Below are 18,232 nucleotides of genomic sequence, written 5' to 3'. Positions count from 1 at the left end.
CGGCCCTGGACCGGCTCCGCTCGTGTTTGTGAGACTGCCGGGCATGACAAGCCGACCTTCCACCGTCGATCTCCGCCGCAGGCTCGCGCATGTCCGCTGGATAGCCGGCGGCGCCGGAGCCGGCAAGAGCACCGTCACCCGGGCCCTGGCCGAACGGCACGACGTGCTCGTCTACGACGGCGACCGAGCCGAACTCGGCTACGTCCACAGGTGTGATTCGCAGCGACAGCCCTACCTGTGGGCGTTGCTGCGAACGTCACGTGAGGACAGATGGGCGAGCCGCACCGCCGAGGAGATCTTCCACGCCATGCCCAGCCTGCACGGCGAGACTTTCGGCTTCGTCCTCGACGACCTACTCGCCCTGCCCGCCGACCGTCCCGTCCTCGTCGACGACTTCCGTACGCTGCCGAGGGAGGTCGCGCCGCTGGTCACACGGCCGGAACAGGCCGTCTTCCTCCTGCCGTCGCCCGAATTCCGGGCCCGTGCGCTGGGCGCCCGGTTCGCCGATCCCGCCCGAGCGCGCGCCAACTGGGGAGACGGTGACCACGCCGCCGCCTTGGCCAAGCGACTGGCCCGCGACCGGCTGTGGGACGAGGAGGTGCGACGCCAGGCCCGCGAACTCGGGCTGCCGGTCCTGCCCGTCGACGGCTCCCGAAGCGTCGCGGAACTGGCCGCGGAACTGACCGCCATGTTCCGGCTCGATCAGACCACGTAGGTCCGGGTGACGGCGACGAGTTCGCCGTCCTCGCGGGTCGAGGCGACCAGCTCCGGAGGCCTCGGCACGAAGCCCGGCACGGCCGTGAAACCGTCCGTCTCCGCGATCGCGGTGAGTCGCGCCGTCCGCGTGCCCGGGATTTTGAGAGTGATCCGGGCGCCCCGGGACGGGATGCCGCGGAAGCGGATCTCACCCGGCCAGGTGCGGGCGCGGGTGCCGGTCACGGCGGCCGTGACCGGTCGCATCCCGTCGGCGGCGGCCGTCACCGAGGTGATCGGGTGGTCGACCCGCAGCGTCAGCGAGCGGGCGTCACGACCCGCGGCCACCCGCAGCGTGACGGTGTCCCCGGCCCGTGAGAGCACGGTCACCCGAGGGCCGTCGGCGTCGATCGCCTGGGCCGGCCCCGTCCACAGCTCCCCCCGGGCGTAGCCGGGCGGCAGCGCTGTCACGTCGCGGCCCGTCACGTAGCGCCGGGTCCAGGCAGGCGGATCGACGTCCCCGCTGACCCAGTCGGCGGTGCGTGTGTCCGCGTCCAGCACGTACGCCAGATGGGTCCGCTGGGGGTCCGCGGCGCCGGGCCTGTTCACGTGGAGGCCGAGACCGGTCAGGGCGAGCACGAGCACCGCGCCGATCGACGGCACGGCGACGGCGACGTGGCGGCCCGGCCGGCTCCCCGGCCGTGGCAGCGCCGGTTCGGCGATCGGCAGCAGGGTGAGGCAGAAGAGGGCGAACACCAGTGCCGCGGCCCCGCCGAGTGCGAGGCCCATCCCGTCGAAGACGTTGCCGGCCAGGGCGGGCAGCAGCGCCGCGCCCGCGACCGCCCCGAGGGTCACCGCGACGACCCGTCCCAGCCGCGCTCCCGGTGAACCGGGAAGCAGCACGGCCACGATCCCGCCGATCGCGCAGGACAGCGCCGGGAGCGTGAACAGGAAGGACGCCCCGGGCGCGACCTGGGCGCAGAGCACTCCCAGCCCGGCCGGCCAGGCCAGCGCGCCGACGGCCGCCCCCACGGGCCCGATCGCGCGGCGCGCCCACAGATACCAGAGCAGCACCGCGAGCATCGCCATGACCACGACGGCGGCCCGGTAGGGCAGCGGATGATGCAGAAGACCTCCCATGGCGTCGTAGGCGGGCCGCCACGTCGCCAGCACGGTCCACAGCCCCTGCGCGAGGGCCACCGCCGCGACGAGCGGCACGATCGCGGACGCGGCGCCGGCGACGACCCGGGGGACGCTGGTGATCCCCCGGCGCCGCGCGAGCAGCGTCAGCACGGTGAGCGCCACGACGGCGGCCGCCGCGAGCGGCCAGACCAGCGACGCGGGGTAGGTGACCAGGATTCCGAAGATCCGGAAGTACGTCGCGTCGTGATCCGAGGGGAGCGTGGCCAGGTCGGTCCCGCCGAAGGCGCGGGCCAGCACGAGCATCGTGGAGCCGTGGTGCTGCAGGCTCCCGTGGTCGAGGTTCGCGATCGAGTCCCCCGCGGTGTGGTATTTCGCGGAGTCCTCGATGTACGCGAAGTTCACGCCGGCGAAGCCCGCCCTGGTCAGGGGAGTGAAGTCGGTGTTGTTCTGCAGGAGCCGATACAGCTCCGCCATCGAGGAGTCGCCCCGGGGACGCGGTGCCGCGTCCGCGTACGCGGCGACCAGGCCCGCGTTGTTCCTCGACGTCTCGAACATCAGTGAGGGGCCGCTGACGCCGCGGGCCTCGAAGTTGAGCAGCACCCCGCCCGCGCGTGCCAGGGGGTGCTCCCGGACGAACGCCTCGGCGCCGAGCACGCCGTCCTCCTCGCCGTCGCTGATCAGCAGGACCAGGTTGTTGCGGAGTGCGGCGCCGGTGCGCAGCGCGCGTACGGTCTCCAGCATGGCGGCGACGGCCGCGCCGTCGTCCGACGCGCCGGGCCCCATGGCCGCGGAGTCGTAGTGGGCGGCCAGCAGGACGGTGCCCGTCGGGTCCGTGCCGGGCAGCGTGGCCACGATGTCGTCCACCATGCCGAACGTCGCCAGCCCGGTGGACGACCACGTCCCGACGGCGCGGTGGACCTGGACCTTCAGACCGTCCGCCCGCAGCCTGGCCGTCAGGTAGTCACGCGCGCGGTCACCGGCCGGGCTGCCGATGGGACGTGGTTCGGCCGCGAACTCCCGCAGGTGGGACAGCGCCCGCTCGGCACTGAACTCCCCGGCGGGGGCCGACGCGGGGAGCGGCTGCATGGTGCTTCCCGACATCGCGGTCAGCATGATCACCGCTGCCAGGACGCCCAGGGCCGCGACCGCCGAGATCACCCGGCGCGGCACGTCGATCAACGCTTCTGTCATGGAGGGGAACGTTAGGTTCGGCCGCCCGGCGCCCGGAATGATGCGCGTTTCCGTTCTCTCCTGCGGTTTTCCGCAGGTGGCCGTGGTGCCGGTGGCGTCCGCCCGCCGTTCGGTGAGCGCAGGCTCAGGCGCAATCTGTCCGTTTCACGGACGTGGACCAGGCCGGGAGCGCGTCGGTGATCCGCGGACGGGTCATGGACCAGAGTTCACGCCCGTACCTCGGCACGAGTTCCTGGCCTCCCCGGCGGGGGATGGACTTCGCCGGCTTGTGCCAGAGGAGCCCGGGGCGGGAGCCGTCGACGGATGCCCAGACCTCGCCCGAACGTCTCGGAGTCGTCGGCCGTGTCGTCGCCGAGCCGGCGGGCCACATAACGGTGGATGTGTCCCGCGTGCCTGTCGAACAGCAAGGCGAAATCCTCGGGATCTCGCCACGACCGTTCGATCAGGGCGGCGTCCGCTTTACGGGACGCTGCCGAGGGTCGGACGCGGTAACCATGACGGCAAGCGGTCCGCCGGACGGAAACGGCCCGGGCCGCTCCGTGCCTCCTGGCGTCCCCGGAGCTTCCGGAAGGACGGCGCGGTCAGCGAAGGCTGCCCAGCATGAGGAGTGCACGTGCCGTTCTCTCGCCGTACGTTCATCACGTCCGTGGTCTCCGGATCCGCGTTGGCCGCGGTGTCGTCCAGTCAGCTGGTGTCCGCCCTGACCGCCGCCGCGAGCGCGGCGAGCGGCCCGGGCGACGTGGTGGGCAAGATCACCGTGGGCTACCAGGGCTGGTTCGCCTGCCCCGGAGACGGAGCCCCCATCAACGGCTGGTGGCACTGGAGCCAGAACTGGTCCCAGGCGCCCTCCCCCGGCAACACCGCCATCGTCGCCTGGCCCGACATACGGGAGTTCACCCACGCCTACCCGACCGCGTACGGCAACCTCGGCAACGGGCAGCCCGCGACGCTGTTCTCCTCCTACGACCAGCAGACCGTGGACACCCACTTCCGCTGGATGCGGGACAACGAGATCGACACGGCCGCCCTGCAGCGCTTCAACCCGAACGGCGGCGAGGGTGCCACACGCGACGCGATGGCCGCCAAGGTGCGCAGCGCCGCCGAGGCGAACGGCCGCAAGTTCTACGTCATGTACGACGTGTCCGGCTGGACGAACTTCCACCCGGAGATCAAGGCCGACTGGACGACCAAGATGTCGGCCCTGACGGCCTCCTCGGCGTACGCGCGCCAGAACGGCAAGCCGGTCGTGGGCATCTGGGGCTTCGGGTTCAACGAGGACAAGCACCCGTCCGACCCGGCGGCCTGCCTCGACGTGGTCAACTGGTTCAAGGCCCAGGGCTGTTACGTGATGGGCGGCGTGCCCACCTACTGGCGTACGGGCGTGGAGGACTGCCGGCCGGGGTTCATCGACGTCTTCAATGCCCTGAACATGCTCTCGCCGTGGATGGTCGGGCGGATCGGCAACGCGGCCGACTCCGACCGGTTCCACACCGATCTCAACGTCCCCGACCAGGCGTACTGCGACGCCCACGGCATCGACTACCAGCCGTGCGTGCTGCCGGGGGACGTGAAGTCGCGGCAGCGCGCGCACGGCGACTTCATGTGGCGGCAGTTCTACAACATGGTCCGCGCCGGGGCCCAGGGCATCTACATCTCGATGTTCGACGAGTTCAACGAGGGCAACCAGATCGCCAAGACCGCGGAGAACGCCTCGATGATCCCGGTCGGCTCCGGCCTCCTCGGGCTGGACGAGGACGGCACGGTCTGCTCGTCGGACTACTACCTGCGGCTCACTCGCGACGGCGGCCGGATGCTCAGGGGCCAGATCGCGCTCACCTCCGTACGCCCGACGCCGCCGGTCGTGAACGGCGGAGGCGACGCCGACCTGGCGCGGGGGAAGGCGACGTCGGAGAGCGGGCACACGCAGAACTACGGCAGCGGCAACGCGGTGGACGGGGACGCGAACACCTATTGGGAGAGCCCGAACAACGCGTTTCCGCAGTGGATCCAGGTTGACCTGGGTGCCGCCGCGACGGTCGGGCGGGTGGTGCTGAAGCTGCCGCCCGCCACGGCGTGGGAGAGGCGTACGCAGACGTTGTCGGTGCAGGCGAGCACGAACGGGTCGTCGTTCACCACGCTGGCCGGGCCTGGCGGCTACACGTTCGACCCGGCATCGGGCAACACGGTGACGATCACGGTGCCGCCCTCCTCGGCCCGATACGTGCGGATCACCGTTACCGGCAACACCGGCTGGCCCGCCGCCCAGATCGGCGAGCTGGAGGTCTACTCCGGGTAGCGGGTAAGGACGGCGGCGCGGGCCGGTGGGGCGCTCACCCCCGCGTCGCACGTCCACAACGCCCCGTCGGCCGGTGCCGGGTCGGTGAGGCCGTACCGCGCGGAGGTCACCAGCAGCCGTGTCCCGTCCTCGCCGCCGATCGCCACGGACGACGGCTGCCGGCACGGCAGGTGCACCACCCGGTCGACCTCGCCGTACGGGCTGACGCGCAGGACGCGGGACTTGCCCCAGACCGCCGTCCAGAGGAATCCCTCGTCGTCCACCGTCATGCCGTCGGGGCTGCCGCTGTCCAGGCGGATGAGCGGTTCCGGGGCGCCGAGCGCTCCGGTGCGCGGGTCCAGGGGGTAGGCGCTGACGACGCCGCGTGCGCTGTCGGCCAGATAGAGCCGCGTGCCGTCCGGGGAGAACGCGGGCCCGTTGGCGACGGTCACGCCGGTCAGGGCGGTGACCACGGTGCCGTCGGGATCGACCCGGTAGAGGCTGCCCGCGCCGGGCGTGCCGTCGTAGGCCATGCTGCCGGCCCAGAACCGGCCGGCGGGATCGACCGCGCCGTCGTTCATGCGGCAGCGCACGCTCTTGCCCGCCTCGGGGCGCGCCAGCCAGTGGGCCGTGCCGTCAGGGCCGAGGACGGCGACGCCCTCGCCGACGGCCGCGATCCAGTGCCCGGGGCGGTCCAGGAGCGGAGCGACCGCGCCCAGCGGCTCACCACCGGTGCGCAGCAGCGGCGTCAGCGACGCGCCGGGCCCTTCGGCGACCTCGTACAACGCGCCGTCGAGGATGTCCACGACGACCCACCGGTCGCCGAGCCAGCGGGCGCCCTCGCCGAGCTCGAGACCGGCGTCGACCAGCATCTCCGGCGCCGTCATCGCAGCGTCTCCCCGTCCGGCAGGGCCAGCGCGGGCAGCTCGGCCCGGGTGGGCAGGCCCTCCCAGTCCCCGGCACAGGCCACACTGGCGGCGCCCAGCAGGGTCGCCCGTTCGAGCCGGCCGTACGCGTTGAGCCCGTCGAGCCGCCCGGACAGATATCCGGCGGTGAACGCGTCGCCCGCGCCGACGACGTCCACCACGGGCACCCGTCGAGCCGGGACGTCGAACGAGGTCCGCGCGTCGTGGTAGCTCGCGCCCGCCGCGCCGCGCTTGACGACGACCTCCTCGACGCCGGCGTCCAGCAGAGCCGCCACGCGGTCGCGTTCGCCGTCGCCGTCCGCCACGAGGTCCAGCTCGTCGTCGGACGCGATCAGCACCGTGACGTACGGCAGGAGCGGCCGCAGCGCCCGCGCGGCCTCCTCCCGGGACCACAGCAGGGAACGGTGGTTGACGTCGAGGCTCACCCAGGCGCCGGAGCGGTGCGCCCGCCGGGCGGCGGCGGCGACGGCCTCCAGCGGCGCGGGCCCCAGCGCCGGCGTGATGCCGGTGAGGTGCAGGCCCGCCTGACCAGCGTCGACGGCGGGGCGCACTTCGTCCCACGACAGTGTCGAGGCGGCCGAGTCCCTGCGGTAGTAGTGCACCCGGGCCCGGCCCCCGGCGGCCACGTCCCGGAGCAGCAGGCCGGTCGGGGCGTCCGCACGCCGCACGACGTGGTCGGTCAGGACGCCCTCGGCCCGCAGCGTGCGCAGGACCAGTTCGCCGGGCTCGTCGTTCCCGAGGGCGCCGCTCCAGCGGGCGGTGTGCCCGAGGCGGGACAGGGCGATCGCGACGTTGGCCTCCGCGCCGGCGGTGGACACCCGCGAGTCGCCGCCGAGGCGCAGCGGTCCTGCGCAGCGCACCGTGACCATCGCCTCGCCGATCGTCAGGACGTCCGCCCTCATGGAGCGCCCACCAGGTCGAGCGCCGTCCTGATCCGGCGGCGCAGGTCGGCCAGGTCGCCGCCGCGCGGGGCGTCGCCGAGCAGCGGCGAGCCGAGGCCGACCGCGACGGCCCCGGCCTCCAGATAGTCGTGCACGCTGTCGAGGCCGACGCCGCCGACCGGAACGAACGGCACGGCCGGGAACGGGTCGCGCAGCGCGCGCAGATAGGGGACCCCTCCCGCGGAGGCGGGGAAGAGCTTGACGGCGGCGGCGCCCCGCGCGGTCGCGGCGATGACCTCGGTGGGGGTCATCGCCCCGGCGAGCACGGGCAGCCCGAGGCGCAGCGCCTCGTCCACCCCTTCGCCCAGGCCGGGTGTGACGACGAACGTCGCGCCCGCGTCCCTGGCCGCGACGGCGTCCCGCGCGGTCAGCACGGTCCCGGCGCCGAGGTGCACGCCCGCGCCCAGGGTGGAGGCCGCCTTCCGGATGACCGACAGCGCGTCGGCGCCGCTGAGCGAGACCTCCATCAGGGTCACGCCCTCCTCTGCGAGGACGTCGATGCTGCGCAGCGCCGCCGCCGGGTCGTCGCCGCGGACGATGGCCAGGAGCCGCCGGGCTCTGAGCAGGTCGAGCAGATCGTGTGGTTGCACGCCGGTCACCATTCTGCGAAGGAGCGGTCGGGGTAACGCCAGATCGGAGAGCGCCAGGTGTGGCCCCGCTTGTCGGCCTCACGCACTGCGGCCTCGTCGACCGAGATGCCCAGACCCGGCCCGGTCGGCCGGGAGATCCGGCCGTCGCTGAAGGCGAAGACGGACGGATCGACCAGGTAGTCCAGCAGCTCGTTGCCGTTGTTGTAGTGGATGCCGATGCTCTGTTCCTGGATCAGGAAGTTGGGGGTCGCGAACGCCACCTGGAGGCTGGAGGCCAGGGAGATCGGTCCGAGCGGGCAGTGCGGAGCGAGCAGGGCGCCGAACACCTCGGCCTGGGCGGCGATGCGGCGGACCTCCGAGATGCCGCCGGCGTGGGACAGGTCCGGCTGCGCCACGGCGACGCCCGCCTGGAACGCCGGCAGGAAGTCCCATCGGGAGTAGAGCCGCTCGCCCAGGGCGATGGGGATGTTGGACGCCTCCACGAGGCTGCGCACCTGGGGCATCGACTCCGGCACGACCGGTTCCTCGACGAACAGGGGCGTGAGCGGTTCGAGCAGCGGCAGCAGCCGCCGGGCGTTCGGATAGGACACCCGGCCGTGGAAGTCGACCGCGACGTCCCGGCCCGGGCCGAGCACCTCGCGGACCGCCGCGACGCGGTCGACGACCTCGTCGATCTCGCCCGGGCCCGCGATGGGGGACATGCGGCCGCTGGCGTTCATCTTCACCGCGGTGAAGCCCGCCTCCACCTGGCGCCGGGCCTCCTCCTCGATCTCGCCGGGTTCGTCGCCGCCGATCCAGGCGTACGCGCGGACGTGGTCGCGTACGGGACCGCCGAGCAGCTCGTGGACGGGGACGCCGCGCGCCTTGCCGGCGATGTCCCACAGGGCCTGGTCGAGGCCGGCGACGGCGCTGGCGAGCACGGGCCCGCCGCGGTAGAAGCCGCCCTTGGTCATGACCTGCCAGTGGTCCTCGATGCGCAGCGGGTCGGCGCCGACGAGCAGCTCGGCGATCTCGCCGACCGCCGCCCTGACCGACTGGGCCCGTCCCTCGACGACCGGCTCGCCCCAGCCGACGTGTCCCTCGTCGGTCTCCACCCGGCAGAACAGCCACCGGGGTGGGACCAGGAACGTTTCGATGCGCGTGATCTTCACCGGTCTCCCTGGAGGCGGGCCGCGCGGTCGACGTCGGCCATGGACTTGTCGAGGAGCGCGAGCGCGCAGGTTCTGGCGGCCTCGCCGTCCCCGGCCCTGATGGCGTCGAGCAGGGCCCGGTGACTCGGCACCGGGTCGTCGGCGGTGACGACGTCGTGGACGATGCGGTCCCGTTCCGCGAGTACGGACTCGATGACGACCTCCATGCGGACCAGGAGCTCGTTGCCCGTCGCGGCCAGGACGGCGCGGTGGAACCGCAGGTCGGCGGAGGCCGCCTCGGCCGGGGTCCTGGCGGCGGTCATGTCCTCCAGGGCCGCCTCGAGTTCGGCGAGGTCGGCGTCGGTGCGCCGGTCGGCGGCCAGCGCGGCGGCAGCCGGTTCGAACATCTGCCGCACCTCGGCGAGCTGCCCGAGCATCTCGCTGCCCCGGTTCTCGAACTCCCAGCTGATCACGTCGGGATCGAGCAGGTTCCACTCGCTGCGGGGGCGCACCACCGTGCCCCGCTTCTGCCGCGAGTCGACCAGGCCCTTGCCGGCCAGCACCTTCAGCGCTTCGCGCACCACGGTGCGGGACACCTGCAGCTCGGCCTCCAGCTCGACCAGGTCGATGCGCCCGTTCTCGGCGAACTGCCCGGTGACGAGGCGGCGGCCGATGGTCTCGACGACCTGGCCGTGGATGCCACGCCCTTTGTAGGTGCTCATGCTCTGCGGTCATCCCTCTCAGGAGGAGTTCTTCGTCGCGCTCCAGCCGCCGTCGACGACGAGGGTGGTGGCGGTGATGTAGGACGCCTCGTCCGACAGCAGGAAGGCGATCGCCGCGGCGACCTCGGCGGGCTCGCCGAACCGCTTGGCGATCGTGGCCTCCACGCTCAGGCGCCGGTCCTCCTCCGCCACGCGGTCCCACGCGGGGGACATGATCGGCCCGGGCAGCACGGTGTTGACGCGCACCCCGGGGCCGTAGTCCACGGCGAGCTGGCGGCCGAGACCCACCAGCGCCGCCTTCGTCGCCGCGTACGCCGGGTGGCCGGGCAGGCCGACGAGGGCGTGCACCGACGAGACGAGGACGACCGCCCCCGACGTCGCCTTCAGATCCTCGTGTAGCGTGCGAAAGGCCAGGTAGGAGGCGGTGAGGTTCACTTCCAGCTGCCGGTTCCACGATGCCGCGCCCAGGTCGTGGACGGGTCTCACGTCCACGACGTAGGCGTTGCTGACGAGGTGCCGCACCGGGCCGTACTCCCGGTGGGCGACGCGCCGGAGTTCCCCCCACGCGCTCTCGTCGCTGACGTCCATGCGCACGAATCTTGCCGTGCCGCCCGCCTCGACGACAGCCGCGGCGACGTCCTCCCCGGCCGGGGAGATGTCGCACAGCAGGACGGGCGTGCCCGTCGCGCCGAGACGCCTGGCGGTAGCCGCGCCGATGCCGGAGGCGGCGCCGGTCACGACCGCGCAGCATCCGGCCTCCGTGGAAGGTCCGGGGAGGTTCACGCGGCCACTCTACGATAAGTGTTTTTTTATGACAATTTATTGACAGGCACGTTACGTCCGCCTCATCATCTGGAACGTGGCGCAGCGCGCCCTACCCGGTGGCGTCGCCAACCGAAGACAGACTCATGGGAGGCCATTCGTGGCATCAGTACGACTCACGGTGATGCGGTGCATCGCCTTGCTGGCCGTCGGCGCCGTGCTCGCCGCCTGCGGTCAGTCCGCCGGGTCCGGCGGCGCCTCGGGCGCGAAGGAGCAGCTGCGCGTCGGGGTGATCTACCTGGACTCGCAGGGCTTCTACGCCGGCGTGAAGAAGGGCATCGAGACCGCCGCCGCCCAGGACTCGCAGCTCAAGTTGCTGGGCAACAACGCGCAGGGCGACGCGGCCAAGGAGTCCTCGTTCATGTCGACCCTGGTCGCCTCCAACGTGGACGCGATCATCACCTCGGCCGTCTCCGCAACGGCGTCCACCCCGGCGATCGCGGCGGCGAGCAAGGCCGGCATCCCGGTCGTCTGCTACAACACCTGCATCAACGACGCGGACGCCAAGAAGTACGTGTGGGGCTACGTCCTGTCCGACCCGTACGTCTTCGGCAAGAAGCTGGGTGAGCAGGCCGGCGAATACTTCACCTCCCAGAAGGTCGACAAGCCGAAGATCGCCATCCTGAACTGCGACTTCGTGGAGGTTTGCAAGGAGCGCAAGCGCGGCTTCAAGGACGGCCTGGCCGAGTCGGTGCCGGGCGCCCAGTACGTCGCCGACCAGGAGGGCGCGGTCGTCGACAAGGCCACCCCGGTCGCCGAGAACATCATCACCGCCAACCCGGACCTCGACGCGTTCTACGCCGTGGCGGGCGGCGGCACCCTGGCCGGCATCAAGGCCGTCACCACGCGCTCCCGCGTCGGCAAGACCGTCGTCTTCGGCAGCGACATGACCGTCGACATCGCCAAGGCCCTGGTCGACGGCAGCATCCTCAAGGCCGAGATCGACGTCCCCGCGCAGACCGTGGGCAAGCTCGCGTACGACGCCGCCCGCAAGGCGTCGAGCGGCGCCAAGAACGACTCGTTCGTCATCCCGGTGGACCCGATCCTCTACACCGCCGACGACAAGGCCACCAACGAGAAGTGGCTGACCGAGCACAGCGACGGGATCCCGTAAACCGTCCCCCGTATTGAAAGGGCACAGTCACTCGTCCCCACCGAAGGCTCCCAGGAAGGCTCCCATGTCGAACACCGACGTCGTCGCGGAGGTGCGTGCGGGCACCAAGCGCTACCCCGGCGTCACCGCCCTCAGCGACGTCGACTTCGCGGTGCGGCGCGGCGAGGTCCGCGCGCTGCTGGGCAAGAACGGCGCCGGCAAGTCCACCCTGATCAAGGTCCTGTCCGGCGCCGAGCACCTCGACTCCGGTGAGGCGCTCGTACGCGGCAAGCCGCTGGCGGGCCTCGGCACGCGGGACGTCGCCGCCCTGGGCGTCGCGACCGTCTACCAGGAGCTGAGCCTGGTGCCGGAGATGACGGTCGCGGAGAACCTGTTCCTGGGCGCCTGGCCGCGCTCCCGCGGCGCGCTCGACCTGCGCAGGATGCGCGCCGACGCGAAGGAGGCGATGGCGCGCATCGGCGTGGACATCGACGTCGACAGCCCGGTCGGCTCGCTGGGCTCCGCCGGGCAGCAGCTCGTGGAGATCGCCCGCGCGGTCGGCCAGCGGCCCACCCTGCTCATCCTCGACGAGCCGACCAGCTCACTGGCCGCCGCCGAGGTCCGGCAGGTGATCGACGTCGTGAGGACCGTCGCGGAGCAGGGAGTGGCGGTCATCTACGTCAGCCACCGCATGGACGAGATCCGGCAGGTGGCCGACACCGCCACGGTCGTCCGCGACGGCAGGATCGTGGAGACGCTGCCGGTGCGCACGGCCTCGACCCACGAGATCGTGGCGATGATGCTCGGCACGGCGCCAGAGGCCGTGGCGGCCCGGGCCCGCCGCCCGAGCGCGGAGCCGCCGGTGCTGTCGGCGCGCGGCCTGGTCAGCGACCGGCTGAACGGCCTCGACATCGACGTGCGTCCCGGCGAGATCCTGGGCATCGCCGGGGTGCTCGGCTCGGGCCGCACCGAGACGCTGCGCGCCCTGGTGGGGCTCGACCGCCCGGCCTCCGGCGAGATCCGCCTGCGCGGCGAGGCCGTACGGCCCGGCGCGTTCGCCGCGATGCTCCGCAGGGGGCTCGGCATGACGCCGGAGAACCGGCGGCGCGAGGGGATCGTGCCGCTGATGGGCGTCGACGAGAACATCGTCATCAGCGACCTGCGCGGGGTGAGCAGGTCGGGCGTGCTGGACCGCCGGGCGATACGGCAGGCCGCCCGGGCGCTCATCGACCGCCTGGCGATCAAGACGGCCCGTCCGGGGACGCCGATCGGCACGCTCAGCGGCGGCAACCAGCAGAAGGCCGTGCTCGCCCGGTGGCTGCACGCGGGAAGCGACGTGCTGCTGCTCGACGAGCCCACCCGCGGCGTGGACGTGGAGGCCAAACGCCAGATCTACGACCAGATGCGCCTGCTGGCCGACGACGGGCGCGCGGTGGTCTTCGTGTCCAGTGAGGTGGAGGAGCTGGCCGACGTCTGCGATCGGATCGTCGTCCTGCGCGGCGGGCGTGCCGTGGCCGAGCTGAGCGGCGACGAGATCGAGCTCAACCGGGTCATGGCCCTGGCGATTGCCGAGGAGTGAGGGAGAACATGAGCACGACCACGCCCACGGGCCCGCCCGTGGCCAAGGCGGACGCCCGAGGCGGGCGGCTGGGACGCAACACGCAACGGCTGAACGAGATCGGGCTCATCGGGGCCATCGTGGTGCTGTTCGTGGTGCTCTCCGCCACGGCGCCGGGCTTCCTGTCCGTGACGAACCAGCTGGCCATCCTGCGCGACGCGGCGACGATCGGCGTCGTGGCGTGGGCGATGACCCTCGTCATCGTGGCCGGTGAGATCGACATCAGCATCGGCCCGGCCGTGGCGTTCTCCTCGGTGCTGCTGGCCAAGGCCACCGGGGAGTGGCACATCCCGTTCGCCCTCGCCGTGCTGGTCTGCCTCGCGGTGGGCCTGCTGCTCGGGGCCGGGGCCGGCTTCCTGCGCGCCCGCTGGGGCATCCCGTCGTTCGTGGCCACGCTGGGCCTGTGGAGCGCCCTGCGCGGGCTGGCGCAGTACATGACCGACGGCCTGCCGGTTCCGCTGGAGGCCAACGGGCTCCTCGACGTCCTGGCCGGGAGCATCCTCGGCATCCCGACCCCGGCCATCGTCATGGCGGTCCTGTTCGTCGTGTTCCTCTTCGTCGCCAACCGCACGGCGTACGGCCGCTCGGTATTCGCGGTCGGCGGCAACGCCGAGGCCGCCCGCCTCGCGGGAATCAACGTCTCCCGGATCCGGGTGATCCTGTTCGCCACGACCGGTCTGCTCGCCGCGGTCAGCGGCCTGCTGCTGGCCGCGCGCCTCGGGTCCGGCAACGGCGGCGCGTCGGTCGGTCTCGAGTTCGACGTGATCGCCGCGGTCGTGATCGGCGGCACCTCCCTCGCCGGCGGCAAGGGATCCCTGCTCGGCACCCTGCTGGGCGTCGCCTTCATCACCGTCATCGGCAACGGCCTCGTGCTGCTCGGGGTCAACGCCTTCTTCCAGGACGTGGTCCGCGGCGTCATCATCGTCGGCGCGGTGCTGATCAACGTGTTGCTCTCCCAGCGGAACGGAGCCCGTAGCTCATGACCACCATGAAAGGCGTCTTCCTGCCCGGCGACTTCACCGCCGTGCTCCGCGACGTCGAGGTGCCCACGCCCGGTCCCGGCCAGTTGCTCGTACGGGTGGGCGCGTCCGGCATCTGCGGCAGCGACCTGTCCTACATCTACCGGGGGCACAAGACCCACGTCGGCCAGGAAGGCGCGGCGTACAAGGGGGTCGTGGCCGGGCACGAGCCCAGCGGCCGGGTCGTTGAGACCGGCCCGGGCTGCCGGCGTTTCGGGGTGGGCGACCGCGTGATCGTCTACCACATCTCCGGCTGCGGGCGCTGCTCCAACTGCCGCCGCGGTCACATGATCAGCTGCTCCGACCCCGAGCGCAGGTCGGCGTACGGCTGGCAGCGCGACGGCGGGCACGCCGAGTACATCCTGGTCGAGGAGAGCACGGCCGTGCCGCTCCCGGACGAGCTGTCCTACGTGGACGGCGCCCTGATCGCGTGCGGGTTCGGCACGGCGTACGAGGGCCTGCTGCGCACCGGGGTCGGCGGGCGCGACGACCTGCTCGTGGTCGGCCTCGGGCCGGTCGGGCTGGCCGCCGCGATGATCGCACGTGGTCTCGGCGCGACCCGGGTGCTCGGCGTGGAGCGCTCGCCCGAGCGCGCCGCGCACGCCCGGTCCCTCGGCCTGTTCGACGAGGTCCTGATCGCGGACGACGGGGTCGCCGAGGCCGTGGACGAGGCCACCGGGGGACGCGGCTGTTCGGTGACGATGGACTGCTCGGGCGCGGCCGCGGGCCGGAGCGTCGCGATCCGGGGCGCGGCCGAGTGGGGCCGCGTCTCCCTGGTGGGCGAGGGCGGCCGGCTGGAGACCGAGGTCTCCGACCTGCTGCTGCACCGCCAGCTCACCCTGTACGCCTCCTGGGTCACCTCGCTGCAGGCGATGGAGGAGCTGGCCTTCCGCCTGGTGCGGTGGGGCGCGAGCCCGCAGCGGCTGGTGACCGACGTGCTGCCGCTGGAGAAGGCCGACGAGGCGTACCGCCTGGCCGACTCGGGGCGGACCGGCAAGGTCTGCCTGGTCCCCTCGCTGGACCGATGACGAACCACGAGAACGAGCCGCTGGTCCGGCTCGCCGCGCCCTGGGGGGAGGCGGTCGTCCTGCCGCGACGCGGCGGGCGCGTCATCTCGCTGCGCGCCGCGGGCCGGGAGTGGCTGTGGCGCAATCCCGAACTGCTCGACGCGTCGCTCGCGCTCACCCCCGCCGCGCGGCGGCTGCCCGCCCCCACCGGCTTCGCGAGCTGGGCCAACTGGGGCGGAGACAAGACCTGGCCCGCCCCGCAGGGATGGTCGTCGGCGCAGGAGTGGGCGGGGCCGCCCGACCCCGTGCTCGACGCCGGCGCCTACACCGTGCTGGAGCGCGACGACCTGCGCGTACGGATGCGCAGCGGCGACGACCCGCGCACCGGGCTGGCCGTCACCCGAACGGTCACGATGCCGGCCGGCGAGGCCGTCCTCGTGGTCGACAGCGAGTTGGAGAACGTCACCGACCACCCGGTGCGGTGGGCGGCCTGGACGGTGACCCAGTTCGAGACCGAGTCGTTCCGCGCCCCTGACGATCCGCGGTGCGGGGTGTGGGTCGGGCTGACCGAGCGCCACCGGGCGCCGGTGACGTTGTTCGCCCCCGACGGCGCGCCGGTCCTGGAGCGGGTCTCCCCCTCGGCGGGCCGGGTGCCGGTGCGCGACGTGGTCGGCAAGATCGGCATCGGCGGCACGGCCGGGTGGCTCGCCGTGGTGGCCCCCGGCGGGGCGACGCTGACGCAGCGGTTCGGCGTGCGGCCGGGCGCGCCCTATCCCGACGAAGGCTCGGAGATCGCCATCTGGATGCAGTATCCCAAGGAGGAGGAGCTGGAGGGGCTGGAGGGCCTGCGCCCCACCGCCCGGCTGGTCGAGGCCGAGACCATGTCGCCCCTGACCTCGCTCGCGCCCGGCGAGGTGCTGCGCCACCGCGTCACGTGGTCCGTGACGGACGTGCCGCCGCCCGTCGCCGGGGAGTGAGCGGGAGAGTGATCCGAACCGGATAACGTCGGGGCCATGCGGCTTCATGTGGGATGCGCGATGTGGACGCACGCGCCGTGGCGGGGGCGTCTGCTGCCGCATCCGCTTCCGCCTGGGGAGCGGCTGCGGGCCTACGCGACCTGGTGCAACGCGGTCGAGGGCAACACGACGTTCTACGCGACGCCCTCGCGGAGCACGGTCGAGTCCTGGGCGCTGCAGACCGGCCCCGGCTTCCGCTTCGTGGTCAAGCTGCCCAAGCCGATCACCCACGAGCGCCGCCTGACCGGGGCCGACGACGACCTGCGGGCCTTCCTCGACGCGATCGAGCCGCTCGGCCCGCGCGCCCACGCGCTGTGGATCCAGCTTCCGGGCTCGTTCGGCCCGGCGGACGTCGGCGCGCTCGCGGCCTTCCTCGGACGTCTTCCCCGCGACCACCGCTACGCCGTCGAGGTCCGTCACCGCGCGTTCTTCGACGACCCCCGGGCCGCGCGGCTCCTGGAGCGGGTGCTGACCGGGGCCGACGCCGAGTGGGTGCCCTTCGACACGACCGTGCTGTTCCGCAGCCCGCCGACCAGCGACGCCGAACGGGACGCCTGGTCGAAGAAGCCGCGCGTGCCGCTGCGGACCGCCGCCCTCACCGACCGCCCGATCGTCCGCTACATCGGCCGCGACGACCCGGAGCGTACGGCCGAGGGCTGGCGGCACTGGGTGGACGCGGTCGCCGGGTGGCTGCGTGAGGGCCGCTCGCCGACGGTGTTCGTCCACACCCCGGACAACGCCGACGCGCTGACGCTCGCCCGCCGGTTCCACGACGACGTACGCGCCGAGGTGCCCGGCGTGGAGCCGCTGCCCGAGCCCATGTCATCGAACGGGCCGATGCCGGACGAGCCGCTGACCCTGTTCTGAGTCAGCGCTTCACGGCCCGCAGCACGACGAACTTCGCGTCGCTCGCGACGACCTCGCAGTTGCCGAAGAGCCGGCGCAGTTTCACGTGGTAGCCGAGGTGGCGGTTGCCCACCACCCACAGCTCGCCGCCCCGCCGCAGCGCGGCACGCGAGCCGTTGAACATGCGCCAGGCGGTCGCGTCGGTCCTGCCCCGGTGGGTGTGGAACGGCGGGTTGTTCAGCACCAGGTCGGCCGTGCCCGGCGGGAAGCCGGAAAGGCCGTCGGCCGCCACGAACCGGGCGGCGGCGTCCGCCCCGGTGTTCGCCCGGAAGGTGGCCTCCGCCGAGGCCAGCGCCTGGTAGGACTCGTCGATGAACGTCACCTCGGCCTCGCCGTTGGACAGCGCCGCGGCGAGCCCGACCACCCCGTTGCCGCAGCCGAGGTCGACCACGTGCTCCGGCCCCGTACGCGCGGGCAGGCTGCGCAGCAGGAGGCGGGTGCCCGCGTCGAGGCGCTCGGCGGAGAAGACGCCGGCGTGGTTGACGACGGTCAGGCCGGAGACCACCCCGACGTCGGCGGGCAAACTGTAGCTCCGCGGCCACGGATCGGCCCCTCGCGCCGGCCCGGGGACGGGCGAGCAGAAGATCAGCCGCGCCTTCCTGACCGCCAGCGAGGTCCGGGTCGGCCCGAGGACACGCTCGAACAGCTTCAGCGTCGAGGTGTGGATCTCGGTGACCATCCCCGCACCGACGACCACCGTGCCCTCGTGCACGTGGGGGGCGAGGCGGTGCAACTGGTCCTCCAGGAGGGCGAGGCTCTTGGGCACCCGCACCAGCAGCACGTCGATCCGGTCCGGCGGCGCGTCCCTGGTCGTGCGCAGCCGTACGGCGTCCGCGTCGAGGCCGTTGCGCTCGAGGTTGGCGCGGGTGGCCTGCTGCCCGAGGAAGGAGTCGCTGATCTGGACGGGCCGGTTGATGGGGCGGTGCGCGGCGAGCGCGGTGACGAGGGCGCCCCACCGGTCGCCCAGCACGACCAGGCTCCCCGACAGGTCCACCGGCCCGCCCTCGCGCTCGTCGAGGTGCCGCAGCAGGTATTCGTCGGCCGCGTCCCACGCGCGGAGCGGGTCGCGGGGGTCCTCGGGGAAGCGGGCGAGGTCGAAATCACCCCGCGCCGTCGTCATACGGTCCATCGCCGCTCAGG

Annotated in this window: 16 protein-coding genes; 8 read left to right on the top strand and 8 right to left on the bottom strand. The window is 72.9% G+C overall.

Annotated features, from left to right (window positions below; genetic code table 11):
- Positions 1–43 precede the first annotated feature (43 nt).
- Positions 44–715 (top strand): hypothetical protein, encoded by a 672-nt coding sequence (locus QSK36_RS37355; protein ID WP_183538027.1) that lies wholly within the window; start codon positions 44–46, stop codon positions 713–715.
- Here QSK36_RS37355 and QSK36_RS37350 read toward each other — a convergent pair.
- Complete coding sequence (locus QSK36_RS37350) at positions 703–3,027, bottom strand: M28 family peptidase (protein ID WP_285785633.1); 2,325 nt, start codon at positions 3,025–3,027, stop codon at positions 703–705. The two genes, QSK36_RS37355 and QSK36_RS37350, sit on opposite strands and share 13 nt — an antisense overlap.
- A gap of 613 nt (positions 3,028–3,640) precedes the next feature.
- Here QSK36_RS37350 and QSK36_RS37345 point away from each other — a divergent pair.
- Positions 3,641–5,323, top strand: a complete 1,683-nt coding sequence (locus QSK36_RS37345; RefSeq protein ID WP_285785632.1) for a glycoside hydrolase family 99 protein — start codon at positions 3,641–3,643, stop codon at positions 5,321–5,323.
- On the opposite strand, the gene QSK36_RS37340 is transcribed toward QSK36_RS37345, so the two are convergent.
- The 6 genes from QSK36_RS37340 to QSK36_RS37315 are packed head-to-tail and all read right to left on the bottom strand — an operon-like array spanning position 5,311 to position 10,394.
- Positions 5,311–6,189, bottom strand: a complete 879-nt coding sequence (locus QSK36_RS37340) for an SMP-30/gluconolactonase/LRE family protein (RefSeq protein WP_285785631.1) — start codon at positions 6,187–6,189, stop codon at positions 5,311–5,313. The genes QSK36_RS37345 and QSK36_RS37340 overlap by 13 nt on opposite strands.
- Entirely contained in the window at positions 6,186–7,130 is a 945-nt protein-coding gene (locus QSK36_RS37335; RefSeq protein WP_285785630.1) for a sugar kinase, read from the bottom strand. Before QSK36_RS37335 ends, QSK36_RS37340 begins: the two co-directional genes overlap by 4 nt.
- Complete coding sequence (locus QSK36_RS37330; RefSeq protein WP_285785629.1) at positions 7,127–7,759, bottom strand: bifunctional 4-hydroxy-2-oxoglutarate aldolase/2-dehydro-3-deoxy-phosphogluconate aldolase; 633 nt, start codon at positions 7,757–7,759, stop codon at positions 7,127–7,129. Before QSK36_RS37330 ends, QSK36_RS37335 begins: the two co-directional genes overlap by 4 nt.
- 5 nt (positions 7,760–7,764) lie before the next feature.
- Entirely contained in the window at positions 7,765–8,910 is a 1,146-nt protein-coding gene (dgoD, locus tag QSK36_RS37325; protein ID WP_285785628.1) for a galactonate dehydratase, read from the bottom strand.
- Positions 8,907–9,611: a FadR/GntR family transcriptional regulator gene (locus tag QSK36_RS37320; RefSeq protein ID WP_139579612.1), complete on the bottom strand. Its 705-nt coding sequence runs from the start codon at positions 9,609–9,611 to the stop codon at positions 8,907–8,909. Before QSK36_RS37320 ends, dgoD begins: the two co-directional genes overlap by 4 nt.
- Positions 9,612–9,629: 18 nt before the next feature.
- Positions 9,630–10,394: an SDR family NAD(P)-dependent oxidoreductase gene (locus QSK36_RS37315; RefSeq protein WP_041952936.1), complete on the bottom strand. Its 765-nt coding sequence runs from the start codon at positions 10,392–10,394 to the stop codon at positions 9,630–9,632.
- A gap of 139 nt (positions 10,395–10,533) precedes the next feature.
- Between QSK36_RS37315 and QSK36_RS37310 the strand changes: the two genes are divergently transcribed.
- The 6 genes from QSK36_RS37310 to QSK36_RS37285 all read left to right on the top strand — a co-directional run bounded on the left by QSK36_RS37310 (position 10,534) and on the right by QSK36_RS37285 (position 17,053).
- Positions 10,534–11,547 (top strand): substrate-binding domain-containing protein, encoded by a 1,014-nt coding sequence (locus QSK36_RS37310; RefSeq protein WP_221263867.1) that lies wholly within the window; start codon positions 10,534–10,536, stop codon positions 11,545–11,547.
- A gap of 64 nt (positions 11,548–11,611) precedes the next feature.
- Positions 11,612–13,105, top strand: a complete 1,494-nt coding sequence (locus QSK36_RS37305; protein WP_183538019.1) for a sugar ABC transporter ATP-binding protein — start codon at positions 11,612–11,614, stop codon at positions 13,103–13,105.
- Positions 13,106–13,113: 8 nt separating this feature from the next.
- Entirely contained in the window at positions 13,114–14,127 is a 1,014-nt protein-coding gene (locus QSK36_RS37300) for an ABC transporter permease (RefSeq protein WP_285785627.1), read from the top strand.
- Positions 14,124–15,191: a zinc-dependent alcohol dehydrogenase family protein gene (locus QSK36_RS37295; protein ID WP_221263866.1), complete on the top strand. Its 1,068-nt coding sequence runs from the start codon at positions 14,124–14,126 to the stop codon at positions 15,189–15,191. The genes QSK36_RS37300 and QSK36_RS37295 overlap by 4 nt, the downstream gene beginning before the upstream one ends.
- Complete coding sequence (locus tag QSK36_RS37290; protein ID WP_285785626.1) at positions 15,188–16,147, top strand: DUF4380 domain-containing protein; 960 nt, start codon at positions 15,188–15,190, stop codon at positions 16,145–16,147. The genes QSK36_RS37295 and QSK36_RS37290 overlap by 4 nt, the downstream gene beginning before the upstream one ends.
- Before the next feature lie 36 nt (positions 16,148–16,183).
- The gene (locus QSK36_RS37285) at positions 16,184–17,053 is read left to right on the top strand and encodes a DUF72 domain-containing protein (RefSeq protein ID WP_285785625.1); all 870 of its coding nucleotides are present in this window, start codon (positions 16,184–16,186) and stop codon (positions 17,051–17,053) included.
- 1 nt (position 17,054) lies between these two features.
- Here QSK36_RS37285 and QSK36_RS37280 read toward each other — a convergent pair whose 3' ends face one another.
- On the bottom strand, positions 17,055–18,221 hold the full coding sequence (locus QSK36_RS37280) for a methyltransferase (RefSeq protein ID WP_285785624.1): 1,167 nt from the start codon (positions 18,219–18,221) through the stop codon (positions 17,055–17,057).
- Positions 18,222–18,232 lie beyond the last annotated feature (11 nt).

The organism is Microbispora sp. NBRC 16548 (assembly GCF_030268985.1).
GTDB lineage: Bacteria > Actinomycetota > Actinomycetes > Streptosporangiales > Streptosporangiaceae > Microbispora > Microbispora catharanthi.
Note: the sequence above shows the minus strand (reverse complement) of the source record. Positions and strands in the feature narration are given on the sequence as shown.

Bases quoted from the DNA above. Each gene is read 5' to 3' on its own strand.
- QSK36_RS37355 (WP_183538027.1), top strand. From the start codon at position 44: ATGACAAGCCGACCTTCCACCGTCGATCTCCGCCGCAGGCTCGCGCAT.
- QSK36_RS37305 (WP_183538019.1), top strand. From the start codon at position 11,612: ATGTCGAACACCGACGTCGTCGCGGAGGTGCGTGCGGGCACCAAGCGC.
- QSK36_RS37320 (WP_139579612.1), bottom strand. From the start codon at position 9,611: ATGAGCACCTACAAAGGGCGTGGCATCCACGGCCAGGTCGTCGAGACC.
- QSK36_RS37300 (WP_285785627.1), top strand. From the start codon at position 13,114: ATGAGCACGACCACGCCCACGGGCCCGCCCGTGGCCAAGGCGGACGCC.
- QSK36_RS37285 (WP_285785625.1), top strand. From the start codon at position 16,184: ATGCGGCTTCATGTGGGATGCGCGATGTGGACGCACGCGCCGTGGCGG.
- QSK36_RS37350 (WP_285785633.1), bottom strand. From the start codon at position 3,027: ATGACAGAAGCGTTGATCGACGTGCCGCGCCGGGTGATCTCGGCGGTC.
- QSK36_RS37280 (WP_285785624.1), bottom strand. From the start codon at position 18,221: ATGGACCGTATGACGACGGCGCGGGGTGATTTCGACCTCGCCCGCTTC.
- QSK36_RS37335 (WP_285785630.1), bottom strand. From the start codon at position 7,130: ATGAGGGCGGACGTCCTGACGATCGGCGAGGCGATGGTCACGGTGCGC.
- QSK36_RS37290 (WP_285785626.1), top strand. From the start codon at position 15,188: ATGACGAACCACGAGAACGAGCCGCTGGTCCGGCTCGCCGCGCCCTGG.
- QSK36_RS37295 (WP_221263866.1), top strand. From the start codon at position 14,124: ATGACCACCATGAAAGGCGTCTTCCTGCCCGGCGACTTCACCGCCGTG.
- QSK36_RS37340 (WP_285785631.1), bottom strand. From the start codon at position 6,189: ATGACGGCGCCGGAGATGCTGGTCGACGCCGGTCTCGAGCTCGGCGAG.